Origin of the sequence: Actinomadura sp. NPDC049753, from assembly GCF_040674655.1 — a bacterium.
GTDB classification, from domain to species: domain Bacteria; phylum Actinomycetota; class Actinomycetes; order Streptosporangiales; family Streptosporangiaceae; genus Spirillospora; species Spirillospora verrucosospora.
Genome location: NZ_JBFARL010000107.1, coordinates 22,086 through 28,085 on the forward strand (window position 1 = coordinate 22,086; position 6,000 = coordinate 28,085).

The following is a 6,000-nucleotide window of genomic DNA, read 5'->3' on the forward strand; positions in this document are numbered from 1 at the left end:
TCGTGTGGGTGAGCCCAGTGCGGCGTCTATGATCCACAGATGCCCCTAGGCCACCTTGGCGTAAATGTCCGCGACCTTGGCCAAGCCAAGGCGTACTACGACGAGTTGATGCCCCTGGTCGGCTTCGAAACCTTCTTCGCCACCGAGGAGGAGTTCTCCTACCGTCCGGCGGGCGGCAAGCCGGGCACGTATCTGTTCTTCTATCCGGCATTGGAGGACGGCGACTACTCGCGCCACCGTCCGGGTCTCCAGCACCTCGCTTTCATGGTGAAGACTCGGGAGGAGGTCGACCGTCTGCATGAGTGGGCGGTCGAGCGGGGCGCGAACGTGCTCTATGCACCCCAGGAGTTCCCGCAGTACGGCCCCACCTACTACGCCACCTTCTGGGAAGGGCACGACGGCGTCACTTTGGAGACCGTCTGCCACCGTTAGGGCCTGTCTCGAAGTGGCCTCGGCCGCGCGCGCGAAGACGTGACCTGGCCGGTGGAGCGAAGCCGGAGGCGAGCGAAGCCGGGCAGATCGCGAAGCGATGCCGCGTTCGCCCAAACCAGGTCACGTAGCGAGCCGCCCGGCGAGCAAAGCGGGCCGGGACTTGGAAACACGGCCTAGCCGTCGTGCGCAAGCGTGGTTACCCAGCGGGCGACCGCCTACCTCCCCTGAGTCTCGCCCTGGGCGCCGTTGACCCTTGTCGACAGCCCGGCCGGGCCGACGTTGCGGATGCTAGATCCGGTCGCGCCCACCGCAGCGCGGTGAATACGTCGGAGAGGGTCTCGCCACCCGGTTGGCTTCGGCGTCCGTGCCCACCTCCAAGCCGCGGGTCGCCCCGAGCACCGCACTCGGCCGTAGACAACGGCGTGCCGGAAACCGACCGCGCTGACGGCACACCGTCGCGCCTCCAGTGCCTTTCGGTCGGGCGTGGTTAACGGCGTCCGGACGGACCGACCGGGCCGACAGTGAGCCGGATTATGGCCCTCTCGCGCCTTGCCTTGTGGAACGCAGTGGTCGCCTACAGCGGCGCCTCGGGCATGGCAGCGGAACGACCGGCCCACCACAGCGCCGTCCGCGAACGCCTGAGGGGGACTGATAGCGGTAGGCGGTCCGCGCGAGCGCTGTTGCGGCGCCTGGGTCCCGCGTCTGCGGAGCAGGTTTCACGTGAAACCGTGTGCCTGTAACCCGTGGATTTCGGGCGTACACGCCTGAAGTCCTGGGCATCGGCTGGGAGCGGCTGTGTCCGTCCGCTCGTGGTGCTGAGCACGGAGGGTCGAGCTTCGGAGCGCGGGAGTTCGATCGATGAGTGGGCGCCCATGCGCCGAGTGCGCGGGCCGATCGTGTGTGGTTGGGGCTCTCAGCCACCGCACCGCTGTGTTGTCATCGGCCTGGGTGGGCTCCGCTGGGGCGTCATCTACGCGAGCGCGGAGTTCGCTGTTTCACGTGAAACGAGGGCCAAGGTGCCCTGTGGGTAGGGGGCGGGGTGGAGACTACGCCTGGCCGTGCGGCGCCATTCGGTGCCCTGAAGGAGAGGGTTTCTGGTGCCTTGGGACGTGCTCGCAGACACGCGGCCCTGGGCGGCTGAGCCAGGCCGGGCCGATTCCGGGTCGGTTCGCGGTGGGAGAGGTCGGAGCGAGAGATCGTCTTCGGCTTCGATGCTGTCCTCGTCGAGCGTGCGACCTTGCGGTGGTCGGACCCTAAGGAGAGCCTGAGCGATGTTCTCCCCCCCCCCGCTTGAAGGAGGCCGAGGCGTTGCCTCGCGGGGCGGTGGGGTTGTGCTGCGCGACGCGACCCTGCTGGCAAGGACCCCCTCGTCTACTAGTGAGCCGTTGTGACCGGGGGGCTGAGTGTTCGGTCGTTTGTCTGCGTTGGCCTGGCCTCTGGTGATCTCTTGGCCAACCGATGCCCTTGTAGGCCGCTCTAACGCAAGGAGGCGGGCGAGTATGGGGCACGTCAAGGCCGAGTCCCACTTCCACCTGGTGGAGGCTAGGACGCAGATTTAGGCCCCTCTGTGGCCTTTGGTGGTGGGGTGGTGGTCGGCGTTCCTCGCTTGAACGATTTCAGGCCGACTCTCCATGGCAGGCGCCCAGCGGCGGCTGCGGCTGCGCCGTGTTGGGCGCTGCGATCGGCTGCGCCTGGGGCTGTTGCAGGGCGTTTCGAGGCGCCCTGCAAGTGGGGGATGGGACTTCGGCGACCCCATGGGCCACATGCATTGATGACCTGTCGCCGTACGCGGGGTGGGGTGCCACGCGCGTTGAGGGCCGAGGCACTTCATCGCCGGGCCGTTCCCCGTTGCGAGTGGCTGGCGTCCTTAGGGCGCGTGGTGGGCGTTCGGTTCGAACGGGGATGCCTGGGCGATGCCCGGGTGGTCAGGTGCTCGTGGGGGTCAGCGGAGGTGGGAGCGGAGGAGCGATTCGCACACTTCGCCCAAGTCCAGGTCCGCGACGCTGACGGCTCGGGGGAGGAGGCTGGTTTCCGTCATGCCGGGGGCGACGTTGACCTCCAGGAAGTGGACTTCGCCGTCGGGGGAGACGATGAGGTCGGTGCGGGAGAGGTCGCGAAGGCCCAGGGCGCGGTGGGCGGTGATGGCGGCCGCGGCGGCGCGGGCGGTCGCTTCGGGGGTGAGGCGGGCCGGGGTCACGAACTCGGTGTCGCCGGCGTCGTAGCGGGCGGTGTAGTCGTAGCGGCCGCCGGGGGCGACGATCTCGACGGCGGGGAGGGCGGTCGGGGCGCCGTCGCGCTCGATGACGCTGACCGCGACCTCGGTGCCCTCGATGTAGCGCTCGACGAGAGCGGCGTCTCCGTAGGCGAAGCAGCCGACCATGGCGGCGGACAGCTCGGACGCCTCGTGGACGACGGAGGTGCCGAGGGCCGAGCCGCCGCGGGTCGGCTTCACGAACAGGGGCAGGCCGAGGCCGCGGACGATCTGGTCCAGGACGGACGCCGCGCCGAGGTCGTGGAAGACCTCCTTCGGTAGGGCGACGGACTCGGGTGTCCGCAGACCCGCGCGCCGCACCACGGACTTGGCGGTCGGCTTGTCCCAGACGACGCGGCACGCGTCCGGGCGGGCGCCGACATAGGGGACGTCCAGGAGTTCGAGGACGTCGCGGATCGAGCCGTCCTCTCCCGCCGCGCCGTGCAGGACGGGGAAGACAACGTCCGGCGGGTCGTCGGTCAGGGAGCCCAGGAGTGTCGCGTCGGCGTCGCGGAGCTCGACCGGGATGTCGCGGGCGCGCAGCGCGTCGGCGACCCGCCTGCCGGAGCGGAGCGAGACCTCCCGCTCGTAGGAGAGCCCTCCGGCGAGAACGACGACATGCCCGAGTTCCAAGATGCTCCTCGTTTCACGTGAAACAGTCAGACGATGCCCGGGCCCGGCGTCTGGACGCCGGTGGACGAGCCGCCGCCGGTGCTTCCGAAAGTGTCCCGGAGACGGATCTCCTGTTCCACCACACCCGCCAGCCGGCGGACGCCCTCGCGGATCCGGTGCGGCTCGGGGAAGCAGTAGGACAGGCGCATGTGCCGGTGGCCGGTGCCGTCCGCGTAGAAGCCGGTGCCGGGGACGTAGGCGACGCGCTCGGCGATCGCGCGGGGGGCCATCGCCTTGGCGTCGAGTCCCTCGGGAAGGGTGAGCCAGACGAAGAAGCCGCCGGCGGGGCGCGTCCAGGTGCAACCGTCGGGCATGAGCTGGTCAAGAGACTCCAGCAGCGCGTCACGGCGCGCCCGGTACAGCTCCCGGAAGTCCTTGATCTGCTCCCGCCACGGCTGCGTCGCGAGGTACTCGCGGACGGCGAGCTGGGAGAAGTTCGACGGGCACAGGATCGCGGACTCGGCGGCCAGCACGAGTTTCGCCCGCACCGCGTGCGGCGCCAGCACCCAGCCGACGCGGAGCCCGGAGGCGATCGTCTTGGAGAACGAGCCGAGGTAGATGACGCGTTCGGCGTCGTCCGCGCGCAGGGCGCGCATGGGCTCGCCGTCGAAGCCGAGGAGCCCGTACGGGTTGTCCTCGATGACCAGCACGTCGTACTCGGCGCAGATCTCCAGGATCTGGGCGCGGCGGGCCGTCGTGAGGGTGACGCCCGCGGGGTTCTGGAAGGTCGGGACGGTGTAGAGGAACTTGACCCGGCGTCCCTGGGCGCGGAGGCGGGCGAGGGTCTCGCGCAGCGCGGACGGGACGAGGCCGCCCTCGTCCAGCGGCACGTGCACCACGTCGGCCTGGTAGGCGGCGAACGTGCCGAGGGCGCCCACGTAGGACGGGGCCTCCGCGACGACGACGTCGCCGGGGTCCACGAAGATCTTGGTGATGAGGTCGAGCGCCTGCTGCGCGCCGACGGTGACGACCACGTCGTCCGCGGACGCCTGGATCCCCTCCAGGGACATGACCTCGCAGATGTGCTCGCGGAGCCGCTCGTCGCCCTGGGCGGAGCCGTACTGGAGGGCCTCGGCGCCCTTGCCGGCGACGAGTTCGCCGATCATCCGGCCGACGGCGTCGAGGGGGAGCGCCGAGACGTAGGGCGCGCCTCCCGCGAGCGAGACCACCTCGGGGCGGGAGACCATCGCGAACAGGGCCCGGATCTCGGACGGCACCATGCCGGCGGCACGGGCGGCGTAGCGATCGGCATAGGCATCCGTACGCGAGTGCTGTTCCACGAGGCACCTCCGAGGCGGTTCGGCTTCCCTGCAAACTACGTCATCACCGCCGCGGCGCGGCGTTCGGGTGTGGCGTGCCGCGGCATTGGGGAAACTCCTGTCCGATACGATGCCCGCGGGTCCCGGACGGTTTGCCGGGAGCTTCCGCCGTCACGGATCCCAGGCCGGCGGGCGAGGATCGCAACAGGGGGTGCCGACCCGGTGTCGCGTCGTCTCGTCAACATCACGCTGGACAATCTCGATGATCTGCCGCACCGCTGCCGCGGCTGCGTGTTCTGGGAGCTGGATCCGGTGAGCCGGGACCGGGCCCGGGAGAGCGGCGACGCGGGCCTGGAGAAGGAGGCGTGGATCTCCTCGACGCTCCTGGAGTGGGGCAGCTGCGGCAAGATCGTTTACGTGGACGACGTCCCGGCGGGGTTCGTCATGTACGCGCCGCCGCTGTACGTGCCGCGGTCGGTGGCGTTCCCGACGAGCCCGGTGAGCGCGGACGCCGTGCTGCTGATGACGGCGCACGTCCTGCCGGAGTTCGCGGGCGGCGGCATCGGCCGGATGCTCGTCCAGGGGGTCGCGAAGGACCTGACGCGCCGCGCCGTGAAGGCGATCGAGGCGTTCGGCGACCTGAAGGGCGAGGAGGGCGGGTGCATGGTGCCCGCCGACTACCTGCTGTCGGTCGGCTTCAAGACCGTCCGGCCCCATCACCGGTACCCGCGGCTGCGGCTGGAGCTGAAGTCGGCGCTGTCATGGCGTGAGGACGTCGAGGTGGCGCTGGAGAGGCTGCTGGGGTCCATGACCCCCGAAGGGGCGCTGCGGCCCGTCTGAGGCGCTCTGAACGGCGCATGGCCCGCACTCCGGGTGGAGTACGGGCCACGCGTACGCGCTCGCCGCGGGAGGCGGTGCGGGTTCAGATGAACTCGGCGAGATCCCTCAGCAGGGCGGCCTTCGGCTTGGCGCCCATGATCTGCTTGACGACCTCTCCGCCCTTGTAGACGTTCATCGTCGGGATCTGCATGACGCCGTACCGCTGCGGGACCTGCGGGTTCTCGTCGATGTTCAGCTTGACGATGTCGAGCTTGTCGCCGTGCTCCTTGGAGATCTCCTCCAGGATCGGCGCCACCATCCGGCAGGGGCCGCACCATTCCGCCCAGAAGTCGACGAGAACGGGCTTGTCGCTCTCCAGGACCTCGGACGCGAAGTCGGCGTCGGTCACGGCTTTCATCGGTCTCCTTCGGTTCTCGCGTGGGGCGGGGCGCTCCCCCGCCCGATGCAGCCCGCCGTCGACGCGCCGCGGCGCTGGACGCCGCCAACCGCGAGGAGCAGGCCCGGCTGCGCGAGCAGCACGAGAACAAGCAGCGCCGCCCCCTGCTC

The 6,000-nt window shown here is 70.1% G+C and carries 5 protein-coding genes; 2 read left to right on the forward strand and 3 right to left on the reverse strand.

Translation table 11 applies throughout. The features are described from left to right. Positions 1-39: 39 nt before the first annotated feature. Positions 40-432, forward strand: coding sequence for a VOC family protein (locus tag AB0K37_RS25200; protein ID WP_363985078.1), 393 nt, complete (start codon positions 40-42; stop codon positions 430-432). 1,942 nt (positions 433-2,374) lie between these two features. On the opposite strand, the gene AB0K37_RS25205 is transcribed toward AB0K37_RS25200, so the two are convergent. Beyond that, positions 2,375-3,319 carry a D-alanine--D-alanine ligase gene (locus AB0K37_RS25205; RefSeq protein WP_363985086.1) on the reverse strand — a complete coding sequence of 315 codons (945 nt, stop codon included), beginning with the start codon at positions 3,317-3,319 and terminating at the stop codon, positions 2,375-2,377. Between the two features lie 23 nt (positions 3,320-3,342). After that, positions 3,343-4,635 (reverse strand): PLP-dependent aminotransferase family protein, encoded by a 1,293-nt coding sequence (locus AB0K37_RS25210; protein WP_363985080.1) that lies wholly within the window; start codon positions 4,633-4,635, stop codon positions 3,343-3,345. Positions 4,636-4,836: 201 nt separating this feature from the next. Here AB0K37_RS25210 and AB0K37_RS25215 point away from each other — a divergent pair, with 201 nt between their 5' ends. After that, positions 4,837-5,454, forward strand: coding sequence for a GNAT family N-acetyltransferase (locus AB0K37_RS25215; protein WP_345182804.1), 618 nt, complete (start codon positions 4,837-4,839; stop codon positions 5,452-5,454). A gap of 82 nt (positions 5,455-5,536) precedes the next feature. Here AB0K37_RS25215 and trxA read toward each other — a convergent pair whose 3' ends face one another. Next, entirely contained in the window at positions 5,537-5,851 is a 315-nt protein-coding gene (gene trxA / locus AB0K37_RS25220; RefSeq protein ID WP_363985082.1) for a thioredoxin, read from the reverse strand. Positions 5,852-6,000 lie beyond the last annotated feature (149 nt).